Origin of the sequence: Streptomyces sp. NPDC090032 (genome assembly GCF_044748025.1) — a bacterium.
Taxonomy (GTDB): domain Bacteria; phylum Actinomycetota; class Actinomycetes; order Streptomycetales; family Streptomycetaceae; genus Streptomyces.
Genome location: NZ_JBIVFF010000002.1, coordinates 376108 through 396584 on the forward strand (window position 1 = coordinate 376108; position 20477 = coordinate 396584).

The following is a 20477-nucleotide window of genomic DNA, read 5'->3' on the forward strand; positions in this document are numbered from 1 at the left end:
AGTGAGGAGGACTCGCTCAGCAGCGCCGTAACTTGTCCGCTGCGGCGGCCCGGCTGCGGCACTCGTTCGGCTTGATGTCGTACGCCCTGCGGAACGCGCGGCTGAAGGCGGCCGCGCGGGGACCCCCCCCAGCGGGCCGCGACGGCGTGGACGGGGGAGGACGGACAGGTCCGGGTGTCACCTGAGGCGAGGCGGATGTGCGTGCCGGGCCCCGCGAGCCCGGCCTGATCCGAACGAGAGGCCCTAGGCTTCGCGAGGCACAGGCCACGACCTCAGGAGCGCGCACCGTGTACGACCCCGCAACAGCCCTTCCGTATCCCGACAGCACCCTCCCGGACGAGGCCCCCGCCCCGCACCCACTGCTGGCGCCCGTGCTGGGCCTCCTGGGCACCTGGCGCGGCCTCGGCGACGGCGGGTATCCCACGCTCGCCGGGGACTTCAGGTACGGGCAGGAGGTCACCTTCAGCCACGACGGGCGGCCGTTCCTCCGCTTCGAGGCGCGGGCCTGGCTGCTCGACGCCGACGGTGCGCCGCTGCGGCCGTCGGCGCGGGAGGGCGGCTGGTGGCGGCTGCAGCCCGAGGGCCGGGTGGAGTCACTGATCACGCAGCCGACCGGCATCGCGGAGATCGCCGTCGGCACCGCGGACGGCAACACGGTCGACCTCACCACCGACCAGGTGGCGCTCACCCCCACCGCCAAGGAGGTCAAGGCCACGCGCCGCCGCTACGCGCTGACCGACGACGGCACGCTCACGTTCACCCATGACCTCGCGGCCGTCGGCATGCCACTCCAGCACCACCTGTCGGCACGGCTGCGGCGCGTCGGCTAGCCCGCGGAGGTAAAGGGATCGGCGGAAAGCAGAAAATAGCCACCCGGTGGTTACCCGGAAGTAACTGTGGCTGCTTTGATGTGGCGTGCTCATGTCCGCACAACTCCCCCACAAGAAACGGGAGACCACGTGTCCCGCGTTGTCCGCCGCACGACCGGTTCCGCCCTCGCCGTCACCCTGGCCGCCGCCTCCGCGGTCCTGACCGCCCCGCAGGCGTCGGCGGCGACGTCCGCCGATACGCCGAGGCTCAAGGTCCTGACGTACAACACGTTCCTGATGAGCACGAACCTCTATCCCAACTGGGGCCAGGCGCACCGGGCGGCGGCCATCCCGGCCGCGCCGTTCTTCCAGGGCAACGACGTCGTCGTGCTTCAGGAGGCCTTCGACAACACGACGTCGGACGCGCTGAAGAGCAACGCGGCGGCCCAGTACCCGTACCAGACCCCGGTCGTGGGGCGGTCGAAGGACGGCTGGGACGCCACCGGCGGCTCGTATTCGGCCACGACGCCCGAGGACGGCGGTGTGACGCTGCTCAGCAAGTGGCCGATCGTGCACAAGGAGCAGTACGTCTACAAGGACGCGTGCGGCTCCGACTGGTGGTCCAACAAGGGCTTCGTCTACGCCGTCCTCGACGTCAACGGCGCGAAGGTGCACGTGGTCGGGACGCACACCCAGTCCACCGACTCCGGGTGCGGGGCCGGCGAGGCGGTCAAGGACCGCAGCCTCCAGTTCAAGGCCATCAGGTCCTTCCTCGACGCCAAGCACATCCCGGCCGACGAGCAGGTCATGGTCGCGGGCGACCTCAACGTCGACTCGCACGGCACGGAGTACGCCTCCATGCTCACCGACGGCGGGCTCGTCGGCGCCGACTCACGGACCGGGCACCCGTACTCGTTCGACACCGAGACGAACTCGATCGCTAGCTACCGCTACCCGGGTGAGCCCAAGGAGGACCTGGACTACGTCCTGCACGTCCAGGGCCACGCGCGGCCGACGGGGTGGGTCAACAACGTCGTCAAGGAGACCACCGCGCCCTGGACCGTGAGCAGTTGGGGCACGAGCTACACCTACGACAACCTGTCGGACCACTACCCGCTCCAGGCCGGACGCTGAGCGAACCGCGCCCGGCGCCGGGCCATGGACGCCCGGCGCCGGGAAGCGGTTTCGCGGGTCCGAGGGGGGTGGGCCGCTCCCAGCCCTCGGGCGGCTCCGGCCCTCCGCGCGGACCCTCTCCTGTGGCGCCCCGCGACCCCCTCCGCAAGGCTGGACCAGGGGGCCGCCGCACGCAGGATCAGGAAGGGCCCCCATGCCGGACGCGCAGGACCCCGCCCCGCACACCGCCTCGGCGCGCGGCGTACGCGTCTCGGAGAACGGGCCGTACCTCGTCACCGGAGGCGTCCCCCTCATCCAGCTGGTGATCGTCACCGACGCTCGGGGCCAGTCCGTCGAGTGGTGGCGGCAGCGCACGTACGACACCGAGGAGACGTACGAGCTGTGCCGGTGCGGGCAGTCCGCGAACAAGCCGTTCTGTGACCGGAGCCATGAGCGGGCCGGGTTCGACGGCACCGAGACCGCGCGCCGCCTGCCCTATCTGGAGCAGGCCGACGAGCAGGTCGGCCCCGAACTCACCCTCACGGACGCCCAGCCACTGTGCGCCTTCGCCCGGTTCTGCGACGCGGACGGGCAGGTGTGGAACCTCGTCGAGGAGAAGGGCACCGCCGACGTGGTGGAACGGGAGACGGGTGACTGTCCCTCAGGGCGCCTCGTTGCCTGGAACCGCGCCGAGCGCCGCCCCGTCGAGCCCGACCTCCCGCCCTCGATCGGCATCATCGAGGACCCCCAGGAAGGCGTCAGCGGAGGGATCTGGGTGCGCGGTGGCATCCCGGTGACCGCCGCCGACGGCACGCCGTACGAGGTCCGCAACCGCGTGACCCTGTGCCGCTGCGGCGCCTCGCGCAACAAGCCGTTCTGCGACGGCACCCACGCCTCGATCGGCTTCAAGGACACCTGACCGGGGCGCACTCCGGTGCGACAACGCCCGACCCAGCAGGCTTCGGCACACCCGCGGCCGTACGCCGTACGGGTCACCCCAGCGCGCCGTCGTCCGCGCCTGCCACTGGAATGGACGAGTGCCCCCATGGAGCGGACCCCTGACCCCGAGCCCCGGCAGCGCGCCGCCCGACGACTGTCTGGCGAACAACGACTGGATCTGCGGCGAGTACCTGAGCACCCGCCGTCACATCCTGCTCGACGCGGTCGTCCAGCACCTCCAGCTCACCGCGCTCGCCGTCCTGATCGCGCTGGTGATCGCCGTGCCGCTCGCCGTCCTCGCGCGCCGCTGGTCCCTCGCGGCAGGCCCCGTCCTCGCGCTGACGACGATCCTCTACACGATCCCGTCGCTCGCGATGTTCTCCCTGCTGCTGCCCGCGTACGGCCTGTCGGCGTCCCTCGTCGTCGCGGGCCTCGTCCTGTACTCGCTCACCCTCCTCGTACGGAACATCCTCACGGGCCTGCGCGCGGTCCCCGAAGACACCCGGCAGGCCGCGCGAGGCATGGGATACGGCCCGGTCAGGCTGCTGCTCACCGTGGAGCTGCCCCTCGCCCTGCCGGCCGCGATGGCGGGCCTGCGCATCGCCACGGTCTCCGCCGTCTCCCTCGTCACGGTGGGCGCCATCGTCGGATACGGGGGCCTCGGCAACCTCATCTACGCGGGCATGAACACGTTCTTCAAGGCCCAGGTCCTCACCGCGTCCGTGCTGTGCGTCGTCATCGCGGTCGCCGCCGACCTGCTGCTGCTCGGGGTGCAGCGGATCCTCACTCCCTGGACGAGAGCGAGCCGCACGTGAAGACCCTCACCGACGCCTGGAACTGGCTCGCCGACTCCTCGCACTGGTCCGGCGACGACGGCATCTGGCACCGCCTCGCCCAGCACCTCGTCCTGACCGTCGTCTGCCTCGTCATCAGCTGCCTGATCGCCCTGCCCGTCGCCCTCGTCCTCGGCCACCTCGGCAAGGGCGGCGCGCTCGCCGTGAACATCTCCAACGTCGGCCGCGCCGTCCCCACCTTCGCGGTCCTCGTCCTGCTCCTGCTCACCCCGCTCGGCAAGTACGGCGAGGGGCCCACCGTCGTCGCCCTGGTCCTCTTCGCGGTTCCGCCGCTGCTCACGAACGCCTACGTCGGGATGCGCGGCGTCGACCGTGACATCGTCCAGGCCGCCCGGGGCATGGGGATGACGGGACGACAGATGCTGTTCCAGGTGGAGGTGCCCCTCGCCCTCCCGATGATCATGAACGGGGTGCGCATCGCCGCCGTGCAACTCGTCGCCACGGCGACGATCGCGGCCCTCGCGGGCGGCGGCGGCCTCGGCCGCATCATCACCGCCGGGTTCAACCTGGCGAGCACCCCACAGGTCGTCGCGGGCGCCGTCCTCGTCGCCGTCTTCGCCCTCCTCGTCGAGGCGGTCTTCGAGCTCGCCGAACGGTTCGCGCCCTCCCTCGCGCGCAGGCGGGCCTGATGAGGGCCTTACGGCGACGGGCCGCAGCAACAGCCGTACTCTTCCCGCTCCTCCCTCTCTTCCTGGTCGGCGCATGCTCCGGCGGACCCTCCCTGGAGAACCAGGGCGCGGTCACCGCCCCGCCCGGCGACAGCAAGCACCTGACCATCGGCACAGCCGGCTTCACCGAGAGCGACGTGCTCGCCCAGATGTACGCCCTGCTCCTGAAACAGGCCGGATACAGCACCAAGATCCTGTCCGTCGCCAACCGCGAACTGTACGAACCCGCCCTGGAATCCGGCCAGATCGACGTCGTGCCCGAGTACGCGGCGACCTTCGCCGACTGGCTCAACGCCAAGACGAACGGCGCCAAGGCTCCGCCCGTCGGATCGCCCGACCTCGACGCCACCATGAAGGCCCTGCGCGGCCTCGCCGCCCCGCGCGGGCTCACCGTCCTCGACCCGGGCAGGGCCGTCGACCAGAACGCCTTCGCCGTGACCGCCGCCTACGCGAAGCAGCACCGCCTCAAGACCCTCAGCGACCTCGGCGCGTCCGGCCTGAAGGTACGGCTCGCCGCGGGCGACGAGTGCGTCCAACGGCCGTACTGCGAACCGGGCCTGAAGAAGACGTACGGCATCGACGTCACCGCCGTCGACCCCAAGGGCGTCGGCACCACCCAGTCGAAGAAGGCGGTCCAGGACGGCAAGGACCAGCTGGTGCTCACCACGACGACCGACGCGACCCTGTCCGACTTCGGCCTCGTGCTGCTCGCCGACGACAAGCACCTGCAGAACGCCGACTTCATAGTGCCGGTCGTCAATCGGTCGCGGGCGGGCAGCGAGCGCGTCGTCAAGATCCTCGGCGCGCTGAACTCCGTACTGACGACCCAGGACCTGGCGTCCATGAACGAGCAGGTGGACAGCTGGCGCAGGCTCCCGCAGGACGTGGCGCGCTCCTATCTGGAGTCGAAAGGGCTGCTCAAGAGCTGAACCCCCGCCACGGGGGCGGGTCGCTCACGCGTCGGCGACCGAGTCGAAATCCACCTCGTCCCGCGCCACGCCCAAAGCGTCCGCGTCCACCGAGCGGCGCAGCGCCTCATGGAGCTTGGCCGGGGTCAGTACGCCGAGGAAGCGGGCGCCGTCGAGGACCGCGACCCAGCCCGCGTCGTGCTGGAGCATCTCACCGAACGCCTGCTTGAGGGGGGCGCCGACCGGGACCCAGGCGTTCATGCGGTGGGCCAGTTCGCCGACCACCCCGTCCTCGCCCGCGAGCGACACCTCGTCGATGCCGATCCAGCCGTGCAGATCGCCGTCCGCGTCGAGGACGACGGCCCAGCGCGCGTCCTCGTCACGCAGCCGGGCGGCGGCGTGGCGGGCGGACTCGCCGACGCGGGTCACGGCGGGCTGCTCCAAGTCGTCCGGCTGGATCTCGGTCACGGAGAGCCGCTTCAGACCACGGTCGGCGCCGACGAACTCGGCGACGTACGGCGTCGCGGGTGTGCCGAGCACCGCGCCCGGCGTGTCGAACTGCTCGATACGGCCCTGCCCGTACACGGCGATCCGGTCACCGAGTCGGACAGCCTCCTCGATGTCGTGCGTGACCAGCAGCACCGTCTTGCGCACGGCGGCCTGCATCCGCAGGAACTCGTCCTGCAACTGCTCGCGGACCACCGGGTCGACAGCGCCGAACGGCTCGTCCATCAGGAGCACCGGCGGGTCGGCGGCGAGGGCGCGGGCCACGCCGACGCGCTGGCGCTGGCCGCCCGACAGCTGTTCCGGGTAGCGGGATCCGTACTGCTTCGGGTCGAGTCCGACGAGGTCGAGCAGTTCGGCGGCCCTGGCGCGTGCCTTGGACTTCTTCCAGCCGATCAGCGCGGGCACGGTCGCCGTGTTGTCGAGGATCGTGCGGTGCGGGAAGAGGCCGACCTGCTGGATGACGTACCCGATGCGGCGGCGCAGCTTGACGGGGTCGGCCTTCGAGATGTCCTCGCCGTCGACGAAGATCCGGCCGGACGTGGGCTCGATGAGCCGGTTGACCATCATCATCGTGGTGGTCTTGCCGCAGCCCGACGGGCCGACCAGGGTGACCAGTTCGCCCTCGCCGACCTCGAAGGACAGGTCGTCCACGGCCGTCGTGCCGTCCGCGTACCGCTTGGTGACTTGGTCGAACCGGATCATTTCCTCAACGTAACCGCGTCCGTCACTCCCCGCTCACCAGCACCACCTCCAGGGTGCGCGGGCCGTGCACGCCCTCGACCCGGTCGAGTTCGATGTCGCTCGTGGCGGACGGACCGGAGATCCACGTGAGGGGACGCGTGGGGTCGAGCCGTTCGAGGGCCTGCGGGACGGAGGAGACGACCTGGTCCGGGACGCGGACGACGCAGATGTGGTGGTCGGGGATCAGCGTGATGCGGCGGCGGCCCTGGTCGGGCGAGCCGTCGAGGACGATGGTGCCGGTCTCGGCGATGGCGACCGCGCAGCCGGTGACCACGCTTCCCACCTTGTCCAGGTCCTGCGTGGTGCTCACGGCACGGTCGTGCACCCGGGTCGGATCGGCCGCGGACATCCACTCGGGCGGCAGGCCCGGGGGCACGAGCACGTACTGCGGTCCCCGCGCCGCGAGCAGCCTCATGATCAGATACGGGAGCTCCTCCTCGTCCGGGCAGCGGTGCACGATCGCCCGGTAGTCCGCCAGGTTCTCCGCCAGCAGGTCGACGGTCTCCTCGCTGGTCCGGGTGCCGTGCTCGCGCCGGTACTCCCGGTCCACGGCCGTCTCGTACGACTCCCACGCATCGCCCCGCGGCGCATCGCCCAGCGCGCGCCGCACCCGGCCCAGGATGATGTCCCTGCTGCTCACTTGCCGCTCTCCTTGTTGCCGTGCGTGCGCTGCCACCAGTCCCTGAACGGCTCCGCCGGCACCTTCGGCAGATCACGCGTGGCGCTCCAGGCCCGGCCGGGACCGGGGAGCGTACGGGGATGGAAGCGGCGCGTGCGCGAGGCCACCCGCTGGCCGGCGCGCAGCGCTCCCGGGTGGGTGAACGCCCAGCCGGCCGCGCGCATCGCCGCCCGCTCGGCCGCATGCCCCTTCGCCGGCTTCAGGACCACCCTGTTGCCGTGCCGGGTGGCCGGCCCGCCCTGCACGATCCGCTCGCGCAGATGGACGAGGACCTCGGGGATGTCGATGGCGACCGGGCACACCTCGTAACAGGCGCCGCACAGGCTGGAGGCGTAGGGGAGCGAGGCGTCGATCTCGCTTGCGGTGCCCCGCAGTTGAGGGCTGAGGATCGCGCCGATGGGGCCGGGGTAGACGGAGCCGTACGCGTGGCCGCCCGCCCTCTCGTAGACCGGGCACACGTTCAGGCAGGCCGAGCAGCGGATGCAGCGCAGGGCCTGGCGGCCGACCTCGTCGGCGAGGGTGTCGGTGCGGCCATTGTCGATCAGCACCAGATGGAACGTCTGCGGGCCGTCGCTGTCACTGGTGCCGGTCCACATCGACGTGTACGGGTTCATGCGCTCGGCCGTCGAGGAGCGGGGGAGCGTCTGGAGGAAGACCTCCAGGTCGCGCCAGGTGGGGACGATCTTCTCGATGCCGACGACGGAGATCAGGGTCTCGGGGAGGGTGAGGCACATGCGGCCGTTGCCCTCGGACTCGACGACGACCAGGGTGCCCGTCTCGGCGACCATGAAGTTCGCCCCCGAGATGCCGACCTTGGCGCGCAGGAACTTCTCGCGCAGGTGGAGGCGCGCGGCCTCGGCGAGCTCCGCGGGGGTGTCCGTCAGACCCTCGGGGGCCGGGCGGCCCCATTCGCCCATCTCCTTGGTGAAGATGTCGCGGATCTCGCCGCGGTTGCGGTGGATGGCCGGGACGAGGATATGGGAGGGGCGGTCGTGGCCGAGCTGCACGATCAGCTCGGCGAGGTCGGTCTCGTAGGCGGCGATCCCGGCTTCTTCGAGCGCTTCGTTGAGCCCGATCTCCTGGGTGGCCATCGACTTGACCTTGACGACCTCGGGCTCGCCGGTCTCCTTCACCAGGCGCGTCACGATCCGGTTGGCCTCGTCGGCGTCGGTGGCCCAGTGGACGACGCCGCCCGCCGCGGTGACCGAGTCCTCCAACTGTACGAGGTAGGTGTCGAGGTGGCGGAGCGTGTGGTCCTTGATCTGCTTGCCGGCCTCGCGCAGGAGCGCCCAGTCGTCGAGCTCCGCGACGGCCTTCGCCCGCTTGTCGCGGATCGTGTGCGTGGCATGCCGGAGGTTGGCGCGCAGGGTCTTGTCACCGACGGCCTCATGGGCGGCCTCCGGGAACGCGGGCATGCCGACGAAGGTGCTACCGCTCATGACAGGGGCTCCTCTTCCGTGCTCGCCAGGATCTCCGCGATGTGGACGGGGCGCATCGCGGTGTGCAGTCGGGACATCGTGCCGCCGAGGTGCATCAGGCAGGAGTTGTCCGCCGCGCACAGGACGTCGGCGCCGGTCGAGGTGGCATTGCGGACCTTGTCCTCGCCCATCGCCGCCGAGACATCGGAGTTCTTCACGGCGAAGGTGCCGCCGAAGCCGCAGCACTCCTGCGCACCCGGCAGCTCCTTGAGGTCAAGTCCCTTGACCGCCTTGAGCAGTTGGTAGGGCCGGTCGCCGAGCCCGAGTGAGCGCAGACCGTGGCACGTCGGGTGGTACGTCACCGTGTGCGGGTAGTACGCGCCCACATCCGTCACACCGAGCACGTCCACCAGGAACTCGGTGAGCTCGTACGTCTTGGGCACGACCGGCGCGAGCGTGGCCGCGAGCCCGTCGCCGCGGCCCTCGGCGCGCGCCCGCTCACCCATCCGCGGGTACAGCTCGCGCACCATCGCCCCGCATGACCCCGACGGCGTCACGATCGCGTCGTATTCACCGAATACATCGGAGAACTTCCGGGCGAGCGGCTCCGCCTCATGGCGATAGCCGGTGTTGTAGTGCGCCTGCCCGCAACAGGTCTGCCCCATCGGGAAGTCGATGTCGACACCCAGCCTGGTCAGCAGTTTCACCACCGCGCGGCCGGTGTCCGGATAGAGCGTGTCGTTGACACACGTCAGGAACAGTGCGACGCGCATCGCGGCCCCTTCGTATCGATCATCGGATGGGTGCAGGGTACGCGGCAGGCGGCCCCGAGGGGAGACACCTGGCGTCACTGTTCGGCGAGGCGCCGCTCGGCGGCCCGCCACGCCGTGTGGTTCCCGCGCGGTTCGTACCGGGTCAGGGGCTGGGTGCCGGCGACGAGTTCACGTATCGCGGCCCGGTCGCCGACGAGGCCGTGGGCGCGCGCCTGCACGAGTACGTTGCCCAGGGCCGCCGCCTCGGCGGGGCCCGCCACGACGGGGAGGCCGCAGGCGTCGGCCGTCAGCTGGCACAGCAGTGCGTTGCGGGCGCCGCCGCCCACGATGTGCACGGTGTCAACCGGGTGATCGGCGAGGCGCGCCGCGTCGGCGACCGCCCGCCGGTGCGCGAGCGCCAGGGAATCGAGGATGCACCGGGTCGTCTCGGCCCGGCTGCGCGGCACAAGCTCGCCCGTGGCCCGGCAGGCCTCGGCGACGCGCTCGGGCATCCGGCCCGGGGCGAGGAACGCGGCGTCGCCCGCGTCCACCACCGACCGCAGCGGCGCGACGTCCCCCGCCTCCCTCAGCAGCGGCCCCAGTTCGGGATCACCCCAGGCGCGCAGGCACTCCTGAAGCAGCCACAGGCCCATGATGTTGCGCAGATAGCGGACCGTGCCGTCCAGGCCCAGCTCGTTCGTGAAGTTCGCGGCGCGGCTCGCCTCGCTCAGGACAGGGGCGTCGAGTTCGAGTCCGGCCAGCGACCAGGTGCCGGTGCAGATGTAGGCGAACCGCTCGCCGGACGCGGCCGGGACGGCGGCCACCGCGGACGCCGTGTCGTGCGAGCCGACGGCCGTCACGGGAACGGGACCCGCCAGCCCCGTCTCCTCCAGCACCTCCGGCAACAGCCGCCCCGCCGGGTCCCCGGGCCGCCGCAGCGGCGCGAACAGCCCGAGATCGACCCCGACGCGCTCGGCGACCGAGGACGCCCAGTCACCGGCGCGCGGGTCGATCAACTGAGTGGTCGAGGCATTGGTCACCTCCGTGCCCTGCTCACCGGTCAGCCAGTACGAGATCAGATCAGGAATCAGCAACAGACTGCGGGCGGCTGCCAGTTGAGCACTGCCCTGTGCCGCCACGAGCTGGTAGAGCGTGTTGAACGGCGCATACTGCAGTCCCGTCGCCGCGTACAGATCCGCCGCCGGCACGCTCGCCCACACCTTCTCCGCCACGCCCTCGGTGCGCCCGTCGCGGTAGTGCACGGGGTGACCCAGCAGTGTCCCGTCCGCGTCGAGGAGGCCGTAGTCCACGGCCCAGCTGTCGATGCCGACCGACGCGATCCGCCCGCCCGCTGTGGCACCGGCGGCCCGCAGCCCGTCGAGCACACCCGCGTACAGGCCGAGCACGTCCCAGCGCAGCCCCTCCGGAAGCCGCACCGGCCGGTTGGGGAAACGGTGGGCCTCCACCAGGCCGAGGCTGCCGGGGCCGACCCGGCCGATCATGACGCGCCCGCTGGAGGCCCCCAGATCGACCGCGGCGAACGCTCCCTCGCGCGCCCCCGCCGTACCGCTCGCCACCCCGCTCACCGCAGGAAGGCCGCGGCGACGCCGGCGTCCACGGGTATGTGCAGCCCCGTCGTGTGCGTGAGGTCCCCGCCCGTCAGGGCGAACACCGCGTTCGCGACATGCTCCGGCAGCACCTCACGCTTGAGGATGGTCCGCTGCGCGTAGAACTCGCCGAGCTTGTCCTCCTCGATCCCGTACGTCGCCGCGCGCTGAGCGCCCCAGCCGCCCGCGAAGATCCCGGAGCCGCGCACCACGCCGTCCGGATTCACGCCGTTGACCCTGATGCCGTACTCGCCCAACTCGGCGGCCAGGAGCCGCACTTGGTGTGCCTGATCGGCCTTGGTCGCGGAGTACGCCACGTTGTTCGGGCCCGCGAACACCGCGTTCTTCGAGGTGATGTACACGATGTCTCCGCCGAGCCCCTGCGCCCGCATGACCCGGGCGGCCTCGCGCGAGACGAGGAAGGAGCCGCGCGCCATGATGTCGTGCTGGAGGTCCCAGTCCCGGGCCGTGGTCTCCAGGAGCGGCTTGGAGATGGAGATGCCCGCGTTGTTCACCACCAGGTCGACCCCGCCGAACGCCAGGACCGCCGCCACGAACGCGTCGGCGATCTGCTCCTCCGACGTCACGTCCACGGTGACGGCCACCGCCTTGTCGGGACCGCCCAACTCCTCGGCCACCGCAGCCGCGTTCTCCCCGTTCAGATCCGCGACCACCACGCACGCGCCCTCCGCCACGAGCCTGCGCGCGATCGCCTTTCCGATCCCGCTGCCCGCGCCCGTCACGAGCGCGACCCGCGTGGCGAGCGGCCTGGGCTTCGGCATCCGCCGGAGCTTGGCCTCCTCCAGGGACCAGTACTCGATGCGGAACTTCTCCGACTCCTCGATCGGCGCGTAGGCCGACACGGCCTCGGCACCGCGCATCACGTTGATCGCGTTGACGTAGAACTCGCCCGCGACGCGCGCCGTCTGCTTGTCCTTGCCGAAGCTGAACATGCCGACTCCGGGGACGAGCACGATCGCCGGATCGGCGCCCCGCATCGCCGGCGAGTCCGGGCCCGCGTGCCGCGCGTAGTAGGCCGCGTACTCCTCGCGGTACTCGGCGTGCAGCTCCTTCAGGCGCGCGACCGCCTCGTCCAGCGGAGCGGTCGGCGGCAGGTCGAGGACCAGGGGCCTGACCTTCGTGCGGAGGAAGTGGTCGGGGCAGGACGTGCCGAGGGCCGCGAGACGCGGGTGCTCGGTGCGCGACAGGAAGTCGAGGACGACGTCGGAGTCGTCGAAGTGGCCCACCTGGGGGCGGTCCTGCGAGGCGAGTGCCCTGATGAACGGGGCGAGCGCGGCGGCTCGCTCCCTGCGCGCCGCCGGTCCCGCGGCGGTGTACCCCGCGAGCAGCGGGCCGAACGGCTCGGACCTTCCCCGCTCGGCGAGGAACGCCTCCGCGGTACGGATGATGTGCAGGGAGCGCCGCTCGCACTCGTCCGGCGAGTCGCCCCACGCCGTGATGCCGTGACCGCCGAGCACGCAGCCGATGGCCCGCGGGTTGGCCTCCTTGACCGCGGCGATGTCCAGGCCGAGCTGGAATCCCGGCCTGCGCCACGGCACCCACACCACCGTGTCGCCGAAGCACTCGGCGGTCAGCTTCTCGCCGTCCGCCGCGCAGGCCAGCGCGATGCCGGAGTCGGGGTGCAGATGGTCCACGTGCGCGGCGTCCACCAGGCCGTGCATCGCGGTGTCGATGGACGGCGCGGCGCCGCCCTTGCCGTGCAGGCAGTAGTCGAACGCGGCGACCATCTCGTCCTCGCGCTCCACCCCCGGATAGATGCCCGCCAGCGCGCGCAGCCGGTCCAGGCGCAGGACCGCGAGCCCGTCGGCCGTGAGCGTCCCCAGGTCACCGCCCGAGCCCTTGACCCACATCAGCTCGACGTCACCACCGGTCACCGGGTCGCTCGACGTGCCCTTCGCCGATGTGTTGCCCCCCGCGTAGTTCGTATTGCGCGGATCCGCGCCCAACCGGTGCGAACGGTCCAGGAGTTCGGCCACCACCGCGTGCTGCTCCGTCATGTCGCTCATGCCCCCCATCCGGCCTGTACGCCTCCGACGCGGTCCTTGACGATCCGCTCCTGCCATCCTGACCGCCGGTAGGCCCCCATGGGATCCGGGTCGAGCCCCAGCTCTTCCCTGACCTCCTCCAGTAGGGGACGCACGTCCGTGTTGTACGCGTCCATCAGCACGCCGTTGGCCGCCAGCACATCGCCCTCCCGCTGCGCCGCCGCGAGCGCCTCGGCGTCGACGAGCAGCGCCTTGGCCGTCGCCTCCTGGACGTTCATCACCGAGCGGATGATCGCGGGGATCTTGGCCTCGATGTTGTGGCACTGGTCGAGCATGAACGCGATCCCGGAGTCCGCCTCCAGACCGCCGCCGCGCCGCACCTCGTACAGGATGCGGAACAGCTGGAAGGGGTCCGCCGCGCCGACCATCAGGTCGTCGTCCGCGTAGAAGCGCGAGTTGAAGTCGAAGGCGCCGAGCCGGCCCTCCCGCAGCAGGAACGCGACGATGAACTCGATGTTGGTGCCCGGCGCGTGATGCCCGGTGTCCACACATACCTGAGCCTTCTCGCCGAGCTTGAGGCAGTGGGCGTACGAGGTGCCCCAGTCCGGCACGTCGGTGGCGTAGAAGGCGGGCTCGAAGAGCTTGTACTCGAGCACCATCCGCTGGTCGTCGCCGAGCCGGTCGTACACGGTCCGCAGCGCCTCTTCGAGCCGGTCCTGGCGGTCCCGGAGGTCGTCCTGGCCCGGGTAGTTGGTGCCGTCGGAGAACCACAGCTTCAGGTCGCGCGAGCCGGTGGCGTCCATGATGTCGACGCATTCCAGGAGGTGGCCGACGGCCTTGCGGCGCACGGCGGGATCCGGGTTGGTGACGCTGCCCAGCTTGTAGTCGTCGTCCTGGAAGACGTTGGAGTTGACCGCGCCCAGCTTCACGCCGCGCTCCTCGGCGTACGCGGCGAGCTTCGCGTACCCCTCGGGTCCGCCCTCGACCCGGTCCCACGGTATGTGCAGCGCCACGGTCGGCGCGGCCCCCGTGAACGCGTGGACCTGCGCGGCGTCGTCGAGCTTCTCCCGCGGGGTGCGGGGCACGCCGGCCTGGGCGAACACCTTGAAGCGGGTGCCCGAGTTTCCGTAAGCCCAGGACGGTGTCTCGATCGACTGGCGCTTCAGGACGGCCTTGGCGGCCGCCGTCCGTGCCTCGTGTGCTGTGGACCCGGTCATGTCTCTCCTGTGAACGAACGATCGTTGTGAAACGATTCAAAGCCTGACGCTAAAGGGCCGTGCGGGGTGTGTCAACGGCCCCGCACGGCCTGGTCCGTGACTGCGCCCGCGGCCCGATCTCCCGGGCCGCGGGCGCAGTTCACCCCTCGTGCGTCACGGTGAAGCGGTGGGTTCCCGGCGCGAGACCGGAGACCGTCACACGGCCGGAGTCCAGGCGCACCCCGGGCGCCGCGGATCTGCCGCCCCGCCACAGCGTCCGCCCACCGGAGCGCACGGTCGCGCCCCGCCCGTCCGTGGGCAGCGAGACGACCCCCCGGGTGCGCCGCGGCGCCTGCACGGTCAACGTGAACGTGTCACCCTCATGCCCCCACTCCACGCTCAACGGGCCGTGTGGTGTGGGCAGTTCACCCCGCGCCCAGCGCACCGAGCCGGTGAACGGACGCACCTCCCAGTCGGCGTACCCCGGCGACGTCGGCTTCGCGCCGAGCAGTTGATGCGTGAGCGCCGGCAGGACTCCGGTGGACCACCCGTGCGCCATGCTCGTGTAGGCGCCCTCGTACAGCGACCCGTTCGGGCCGATGCCCTCCCAGTGCGTGATCCCGGGGTCGTGGCTCTCCATCCACCCGTAGGTGCGCTTGATCTGGTCGATCGCCGAGTCGGCCAGACCGCTCTCGAAGCGCGCCACGAACTCCGGGTACGAGGTGAAGGCGTACACGCGCTGGGAGGCACCGCCGAAGAGGGTGTCGTTGTCCATGAAGGCGTTGCCGTACCGGCGTTTCGTCGTCGCGTCGAGGTGGGCGAGCGCCGAGGCCGCCCGGTCCGCGTCCGCGACACCTGACGTGATGGCGATCGCGTTGCCGTCCTGCGCGTGCCGGACGGCGCCGGCCGCGGAGTCCAGATAGGCGCCCGCCGCCTCGTCCCACAGATGCGTGTTGACCGCCTGAGCGACCTTGTCCGCCCGCTCCCGCCAACGCCCCGCGTCCGCGTCACGGCCCACGTGATCCGCGATCCGGGCCGCGTCCCTCAGCGCCTGCACATAGTTGGCGTTGTAGTACGTGATGCGGCCCGTGCGCCCGAGGAACGCGTAATCCCCGTACCCGGACGTGCCGTTGAGGCCCTTGCTCAGCAGGCCCGCGTCGTCCGTCACGCTCGGGTACCAGGTGTCGAGAACCTTGACGAGCTGCGGGTAGTAGCGCTCGGCGTAGTCCGTGTCGCCCGTGTACAGGACGTAGTCCCAGCTGCACGTCACCCACCACAGCGGGTAGTCGAACAGCGGGAGCGTGTAGTGGTTGATGGACGCCGGCGGGATCCAGCCGTCGGCCCTCTGGTGCTCGGCCAGATCCGCGAGCACGTTGCGCGCGGCCTCGGCCGCGTCGTCGTGCGTGAGATAGAGCGTGCGCCCCGCCACCGCCACGTCACCGACGTACGGATCGCGGTCCCGCTTCGCGCCGTCGTGCAGGACGAGCTTCCCGTCGAGCGACGAGGTGAAGGCGTCGCGCGGGTCCACGTCGTCCTCGCGGAAGGTGTCGACGACCAGCTCGTTCGTGTACGAGGCGCCGTACCAGTAGCGGTTCAACTCCTCGTCGGAGCACAGGAACCAGCCCCGGTACGACTGCGGTGTGCCGAGATACGCCGTGAAGTCGAGCGACACGGAGTCCACGGCCACGGTGCCCCACGGCTGCGCGGCGGGCGCGTCGGACGGCAGCGCGTCCAGCGTGATCTTGAGATAGCGGAAGCCGTGCAGGCCGTCCGCGTACACCTTGTCGCCGCCCGAGGCGTAGCCCTTCTTGTCCGTCCACTTGGCGCCGCCCTTGGGGACGGCGTACTGGTCCGTTCCCTTCGAGGCGCCGCCAGCCTGGTCGTTGCGGGTGAAGTCGGAGCGGTCGGTGAGGAACTGGAGCGTTTCGGAGAAGGCCAGGCGCACCCCGGGGTGGTTGTCGGAGGCCCAGGCGAAGTCGACCTTCGGGTAGCCGACGACGACCTTGCCGAAGTCGAGGGTGACGCTCGGCGCCACCACCGGGTCCACGGCCTCGGGCCAGACCTCGTTGATCCGCGTGAACACGCCCTGCCCGAGGTCCTGGGCCGAGGCGACCGTGATCCGGACCCGCGCCGTGGACACCGGCCCGTCGAAGCGGACGGCGCGCTGCACCGCGCTGTTGCCGGTGACGGCGGCGACCTTCCGCCAGTCCGAGTCGACCCAGGCGTCCACGCTGAAGTCGGTGGGAACGCCGTCCGTGTCGGACACCACGGTCAGGCCCGACAGCGTGAGCGCATCGGGCGCCGTCACCGTCAGGGTGTCGGGGAAGACGCGCTCGGTGTCGTCGTTCCAGAAGGTGTCGAGGTCGCCGTCGACGGCGTGCTGCGCGTCGTACGTGCGCGGTTGGCCGTCCCCTCCGTTGTTGCCGGCGTGCGTGGTGGAGCCTTCCGCGGTGGTTCCGTCGGGCCAGCGCGGCGGCGCGGGAGGCTCGGGGCGGCGCAGGACGGTGACCTGGCCGCCGGGTTCGAGGAGGGCGTCGGGGCGCGTCACGTCACCGGCGGACCGGACGATCCGTACCGGTCGCACCGTACGGCTGGACGGCGCCTGGACGTAGCGGTGCCAGGCCGTATCGGCGACCGGTCCGGCTGCCGGTCCCTGAACCGGCGTCGCTGCCGCGGCCGTTCTCGAGCCCAGGAGGGGCAGCCCGGCCGCGGCCAGCACCGCCCCGCCCACACCCGCTCCGAGTACGGCGCGCCGGTCGGGCCCCTGTGCTGACTTCACGTCATCCGTCACGTCTGTGTGCCTCCGTCCGCCCGCTCCGGGACCGGGCGGGAGTGAATCGATTTAGGCGTGGGCTCATCTGGGCCTCGCGATACGTCAGTTGGAGAAGCGGTGGGTACCGGACGCCGCGGAGAAGACGGCGCAGCCGTCGTCCATGCGGAGGAACTTCGCCGCCCCGTGGTCGACCTGTGCCGCCTCGGACGCGGGGATCCACACCTCGGCCGTGGTGTTGGCCGGCACGCCGATCGTGAGCTTGAACCCGTCCGAATCCACCGACCACTTCGTGCTGATCGGCCCCTGGACGGAGTCGTAGCGCCCCTCCGCTCGCGTGATCCCGCCACCGGGCCGCGGCCGCACGAGGATCTTGCGGAAGCCCGGCTCGGCCGGCGCGATCCCGGCGATGTTCGCGTACATCCACTCGCCGACCGAGCCGTACGCGTAGTGGTTGAACGAGTTCATCCCGGCGTCCTGGAAGCTGCCGTCCGGCCTGATGGAGTCCCAGCGCTCCCACATCGTCGTCGCGCCCTTGTCGATCTGGTAGCCCCAGCTGGGGAAGGACCGCTGGACGAGCAGCCGGTAGGCGACATCGGTGTGACCGGCCGCGGTGAGGACCGGCAGCAGGCGCGGAGTGCCGAGGAACCCCGTCGACAGGTGCCAGTCCTTCGCCTTGATGAGCGCCACGAGCCGGTCGGCGGCCGGACCCCGGTCGGCCTCCGGGAGCAGGTCCATCGACAGCGCGAGCACGTACGCGGTCTGCGTGTCGCCCTTCACCTTGCCGCCGTCCGAGACGTACGCCGCGCGGAACGCGTCGCGCACACTGCCGAACAGCGAGGTGTACGGCGCCGGGTCCTTGCCCAGCGCCTTCGCCGCCCGCGCCACGAGGTCGGCGGCGTGGGCGAAGCAGGCCGTCCCGATGACGTCCTTGGGCGTCTCGTCCTGGAGGTTGAGCCAGTCGCCGAAGCCCTCGGCCGGACGCAGGAAACCGCTGCTGTGCTTCTCCAGGTAGTCGAGCCACTTCAGCATCGACGCCCAGGACTCTTCGAGGACGCGGGTGTCGCCGTACGCCTGGTACAGCGCCCAGGGGACGGTCACGCCCGCGTCGCCCCAGCCCGCGACGCCGTCGCCGACTCCGGGCATGTCGGGCGCCACGTTCGTGAAGGCGCCCTCGTCGGTCTGGCCGTCGCGCAGGTCGCCGAGCCACTTGGTGAGGAAGCGGGCCGACTCCATGTTGTAGGCGGCCGTCGGCGCGAAGACGTTGATGTCGCCGGTCCAGCCGAGCCTCTCGTCGCGCGCCGGGGTGTCGGTGGGGATGGAGACGAAGTTGCCGCGCTGCCCCCAAGTGATGTTCTGGTGCAGTTGGTTGAGCATCGGCACGTTCGTCGAGAAGTCCATGGTGAACGGCGCCGACGTGTGGATGACCCGCCCCACGACGGCGTTCAGCGGCGGCTTGCCGGGGTAGCCGGTCACCTCGACGTAACGGAAACCGTGGAAGGTGAACCGCGGCTCGTACGTCTCCTTGCCGCCGCCCTTGAGGGTGTAGGTGTCCGTGGCCTTCGCCGTCCGGAGGTTGGCGGTGTAGATCGTGCCGTCCGGGTTCAGTACCTCGGCGTGCCGCAGCCGCACGGTGGTGCCGGCCTTCCCGGCGACGGTGAGCCTGACCGCGCCGACCATGTTCTGGCCGAGGTCGTAGACGAACACGCCGGGCTTCGGCTCGGTCAGCTTCCGTGCGGGCAGCTCGCGTTCGAGACGGGTGGGGCCGCCCGCCTCGGCCACGAGGGCGGCGCTCACCTTGTCGACGACGGTGGCCGCGACCCAGCCGGAGTCGTCGAACCCGGCCCGCGTCCAGCCGTCGGTCTCCAGGCGTGCGTCGTACTCCTCGCCCGCCATCAGGTCGGCCTCGGTGACGGGACCGGTCGAGGCGCGCCAGTCCGTGCCGGACAGCACCCGCTCGGTCGAACCGTCGGTGTACGTGACCTCCAACTGGGCCAGGAACGCGGGCCGTTCGCCGTACTGATGCGGTCCGAACCAGGCGATGTTCCCGGCGTACCAGCCCGCGGCGACCGTCGCCCCGAGTGCGTTGGCCCCGGACTTCACCAGCTTCGTCACGTCGTAGGTCTGGTACTGGACCCGCTTGCGGTAGTCCGTCCAGCCCGGCGCGAGCCGGTCCTCGCCGACCCGCTCGCCGTTGATGTGGGCCTCGTACAGGCCGAGCGCCGAGGCGTACAGGCGCGCCCGGGCGACGGACCTGCCCTTGAGCCGGAACTCGTGACGCAGCTGGGCGGCGGGGGAGTGCGACGGAGCGACCTTGCCCCAAGGGCCCGAGCCCCACTTCGCGAGCGCCTTCGCCGCCTTCCACGAAGTGTCGTCGAACCCGGCCGACCTCCAGTCACCGGCGGGCTCCTGGTCGGCGGCCTTCCAGTCGGCGCCAGTGGCGAAGGTCTTCACCCCGTCCGCCGTCGTCAGCTCCAGGAGACCGAGGAGACCGGCGGGGCTGTCCGTGGCGTTGACGGCGGCGACTGCCAGCGTGGCTGTTCCGGCGTGGAGTTGGGCCGTCACGTCGACGACTGCCGGGCGGCGCCAGTTCTCCGCCGGGCCGTCCGGGTCGGCGTGCGCCACCTCGGTGCCGTTCACGTACGCGGTGTAGCCGTCGTCGGCGGTCATCACCAGGCGGGCCCGGGTCAGCCCTTCCGGGATGTCGGCCCGGCCGCGGAAGTAGCGGGTTCCCGCCGGGGCGCCGGCGGCCGGGTCACCCTCGGGGAACCAGATCCAGGAGGCGTCGTCGAGCGCGGGCGCCCCGATCAGCGCCGCGGGCGCGCCGATCCACCGGGCCGACCAGTCCGACGCGGCGGTCAGACCGGTCTCCCACCAGGACGGCTCGCTCCACTCGGAGGCCCGGCCGGTGGTGTCCCAGACCCGGACGGACCAGTAGTAGCGGGTACGCGCGGTCAGGGCGGGTCCCGCGTAGGGGACGAGGGTGGACTCGGTGGAGTCGACCTTGCCGCTGTCCCACACGTCGGGGTCGGTGAGGCGGCTCGCGGCGGTGGCCACGCGTATCTGACAGGCGCTCTGCGCCCGGCCGGGCTCGTCCGACTCCAGAGGCCAACTCAGCCTGGGATGCGGCACGTCGAGGCCGAGCGGGTGCCTCACGTACTCGACGGTGGGTGCGTTCACGCGCACGGCCTTCGCGGCCCGAGCTCCTGCGGCGGCTCCCGAGGCGGGCGCGGCCTGCGCGGCTCCCGGCGCGGCGGAGGCGACGGCCGTCCCCAGGGCGGCTGTCGCGGTCGTGCTGAGCAGTCGTCTTCTGCTGATCACACTCGGCTCCATACGACTCGGCTATGAATCGTTTCAGGGAGGGAAGCTAGAGTGACGAATGTGGCCTGTCAAGGGTTTGCCGCAGCGCTGCGAAGGGTTGAGAGCCTGCTCTGGGAGATTTCCAAGTCTCACCATTGACGCCGCTGTTGGTGCGGGACTAGCTTCCGTGCAATCTGTTTGAAACCTTTC

General features: G+C 71.2%; 15 protein-coding genes. 6 read left to right on the forward strand and 9 right to left on the reverse strand.

Annotated elements, in window-relative coordinates; genetic code table 11:
• Positions 1 to 287: 287 nt before the first annotated feature.
• The 6 genes from ACIPWY_RS05420 to ACIPWY_RS05445 all read left to right on the forward strand — a co-directional run bounded on the left by ACIPWY_RS05420 (position 288) and on the right by ACIPWY_RS05445 (position 5312).
• Positions 288 to 830 (forward strand): FABP family protein, encoded by a 543-nt coding sequence (locus ACIPWY_RS05420; protein WP_393698574.1) that lies wholly within the window; start codon positions 288 to 290, stop codon positions 828 to 830.
• Between the two features lie 129 nt (positions 831 to 959).
• On the forward strand, positions 960 to 1943 hold the full coding sequence (gene sph / locus ACIPWY_RS05425) for a sphingomyelin phosphodiesterase (protein WP_393698576.1): 984 nt from the start codon (positions 960 to 962) through the stop codon (positions 1941 to 1943).
• Between the two features lie 193 nt (positions 1944 to 2136).
• Positions 2137 to 2841 carry a CDGSH iron-sulfur domain-containing protein gene (locus ACIPWY_RS05430; protein ID WP_393698578.1) on the forward strand — a complete coding sequence of 235 codons (705 nt, stop codon included), beginning with the start codon at positions 2137 to 2139 and terminating at the stop codon, positions 2839 to 2841.
• Between the two features lie 118 nt (positions 2842 to 2959).
• Complete coding sequence (locus ACIPWY_RS05435) at positions 2960 to 3676, forward strand: ABC transporter permease (protein WP_393698580.1); 717 nt, start codon at positions 2960 to 2962, stop codon at positions 3674 to 3676.
• Entirely contained in the window at positions 3673 to 4344 is a 672-nt protein-coding gene (locus tag ACIPWY_RS05440; RefSeq protein WP_362900690.1) for an ABC transporter permease, read from the forward strand. The genes ACIPWY_RS05435 and ACIPWY_RS05440 overlap by 4 nt, the downstream gene beginning before the upstream one ends.
• On the forward strand, positions 4344 to 5312 hold the full coding sequence (locus ACIPWY_RS05445; protein WP_393698582.1) for an ABC transporter substrate-binding protein: 969 nt from the start codon (positions 4344 to 4346) through the stop codon (positions 5310 to 5312). Before ACIPWY_RS05440 ends, ACIPWY_RS05445 begins: the two co-directional genes overlap by 1 nt.
• Positions 5313 to 5336: 24 nt before the next feature.
• On the opposite strand, the gene ACIPWY_RS05450 is transcribed toward ACIPWY_RS05445, so the two are convergent.
• The 9 genes from ACIPWY_RS05450 to ACIPWY_RS05490 all read right to left on the reverse strand — a co-directional run bounded on the left by ACIPWY_RS05450 (position 5337) and on the right by ACIPWY_RS05490 (position 20288).
• Entirely contained in the window at positions 5337 to 6500 is a 1164-nt protein-coding gene (locus ACIPWY_RS05450; RefSeq protein ID WP_393698584.1) for an ABC transporter ATP-binding protein, read from the reverse strand.
• 22 nt (positions 6501 to 6522) lie between these two features.
• Entirely contained in the window at positions 6523 to 7179 is a 657-nt protein-coding gene (locus ACIPWY_RS05455) for a lactate utilization protein C (RefSeq protein ID WP_362900684.1), read from the reverse strand.
• Positions 7176 to 8657, reverse strand: coding sequence for a LutB/LldF family L-lactate oxidation iron-sulfur protein (locus tag ACIPWY_RS05460; RefSeq protein WP_362900683.1), 1482 nt, complete (start codon positions 8655 to 8657; stop codon positions 7176 to 7178). Before ACIPWY_RS05460 ends, ACIPWY_RS05455 begins: the two co-directional genes overlap by 4 nt.
• Positions 8654 to 9409 carry a (Fe-S)-binding protein gene (locus ACIPWY_RS05465; RefSeq protein WP_362900681.1) on the reverse strand — a complete coding sequence of 252 codons (756 nt, stop codon included), beginning with the start codon at positions 9407 to 9409 and terminating at the stop codon, positions 8654 to 8656. Before ACIPWY_RS05465 ends, ACIPWY_RS05460 begins: the two co-directional genes overlap by 4 nt.
• Positions 9410 to 9483: 74 nt before the next feature.
• Positions 9484 to 10890, reverse strand: coding sequence for a rhamnulokinase family protein (locus tag ACIPWY_RS05470; protein ID WP_401532418.1), 1407 nt, complete (start codon positions 10888 to 10890; stop codon positions 9484 to 9486).
• A gap of 80 nt (positions 10891 to 10970) precedes the next feature.
• Positions 10971 to 13013: a bifunctional aldolase/short-chain dehydrogenase gene (locus ACIPWY_RS05475; protein ID WP_401532419.1), complete on the reverse strand. Its 2043-nt coding sequence runs from the start codon at positions 13011 to 13013 to the stop codon at positions 10971 to 10973.
• Positions 13014 to 13018: 5 nt separating this feature from the next.
• Entirely contained in the window at positions 13019 to 14218 is a 1200-nt protein-coding gene (rhaI, locus tag ACIPWY_RS05480) for an L-rhamnose isomerase (protein ID WP_401532302.1), read from the reverse strand.
• A 139-nt stretch (positions 14219 to 14357) separates the two neighbouring features.
• Positions 14358 to 16988, reverse strand: a complete 2631-nt coding sequence (locus tag ACIPWY_RS05485) for an alpha-L-rhamnosidase C-terminal domain-containing protein (RefSeq protein WP_401532304.1) — start codon at positions 16986 to 16988, stop codon at positions 14358 to 14360.
• 84 nt (positions 16989 to 17072) lie between these two features.
• Complete coding sequence (locus ACIPWY_RS05490; RefSeq protein ID WP_401532306.1) at positions 17073 to 20288, reverse strand: alpha-L-rhamnosidase; 3216 nt, start codon at positions 20286 to 20288, stop codon at positions 17073 to 17075.
• Between the last annotated feature and the right edge of the window lie 189 nt (positions 20289 to 20477).